The 1,288-nt window shown below is 43.5% G+C and carries 1 protein-coding gene; it reads right to left on the minus strand.

The genetic code is table 11. The annotated features are described in order from the left end of the window. Window positions 1-42 precede the first annotated feature (42 nt). Window positions 43-1,205, minus strand: a protein-coding gene (locus HMPREF9412_RS32395; protein WP_368072371.1) for an IS3 family transposase whose coding sequence is annotated in 2 segments (ribosomal slippage) — window positions 43-941 and window positions 941-1,205 — 1,164 coding nt in all. Because the reading frame shifts where the segments join, the coding sequence is not laid out codon by codon here. Window positions 1,206-1,288: the final 83 nt, after the last annotated feature.

Raw genomic sequence — 1,288 nt, forward strand, 5'->3', positions numbered from 1 at the left:
GGTCATAACCCTGTCAAGTAGACAGTACAAAAAAGACAAGATTTAAGCTGCGGCCGTTTCCCGGTATTCTACCGGGGAACGGTCGTTTAATTTTTTCTGGAATCGGTTCTGGTTATAGAACAGAATGTATTCACTCACTTGCTGTTCAACCTCAGCTTTGTTTGCTGCCTCATTCAAGTATATTTTCTCGCTCTTCAAATGAGAGAAGAAAGACTCGATACAGGCATTGTCCAGGCAATTTCCTCGCCTAGAGTGACTGCCTAGCATGCCGAGTTGTTTCAGTTTACGGTTAAATGGTTTTGACGTGTATTGAAATCCTTGATCTGAGTGTAGGATGACCCCACTCACATCCACGTGCTGACGGAGTCTATCCAGCGTTTCATGAACCAAAGCGAGGTCATTTCGTTCCGAAAGATGCCAAGCTACAATCTCGTTATTGTATAAATCCTGAATCACAGACAGGTACACAAATTGTTCTCCAGCACGAATATAGGTAATATCTGTGACCAGTTTAGTTCGTGGCGTATCCGCCTTAAACTGGCGCTCAAGCCGATTCGGATTCACCACGGAAGCTTGTTTTCCAAAGAATCGACGCTTCTTCCGAATGACAGAACAGATTTCTAATTGTTTCATTAATCGATACACCTTTTTGTGGTTGACCCTAATGCCTTCCCTCCGTAAAGCTACCGTCATTCGAAGATAACCAAAGTAGGGATGAATGCGATGGATGGCAAGCAGATGGGATTCCAATTCATGCTGCTTTTGTCTACGTTCTTTTGCCGCTTGCAAGCTCTTTCTCCACTTGTAATAGCCTGAACGGGAAACCGCGGCTAACTTCAAGAGCCAAACAAGACGATGGCGTACTCGCAAGTCCTCTATGATCTGAAATCTAGCAGCTTTACTCGTCACTCCTTGTGTAGATTTGGATACTGCTTTTTTAAATATTCAATCTCCGCTCGCAAGTATGCCATCTCTTCTTCCATACTGGAAAACTTCGTTCTGGGGCGTCCCCGTTTGGATGTGGCAGGTTCTAGGCTCATTCCACGTTTCGTTTTCGCCGCCCATACTTGTACTTGAGATTTATTTTGAATACCTAAACGTTTTGCTACTTCACGAATACTCATATGTTCTTCATTGACCAGTCGGGCCGCCTCCAATTTTAATTCCAAGGAGTACCGTTGGTAAGTTTGTCCTTTTTTAGCCATGAAAAAATCCCCTTCGTTAGGCAAGATTAAGTCCATCTTAACAGATGTCTTTTTTCTCTTGTCTACTAAAAGGGGATAATACC

Source organism: Paenibacillus sp. HGF5 (assembly GCF_000204455.1).
GTDB classification, from domain to species: domain Bacteria; phylum Bacillota; class Bacilli; order Paenibacillales; family Paenibacillaceae; genus Paenibacillus_AQ; species Paenibacillus_AQ lautus_A.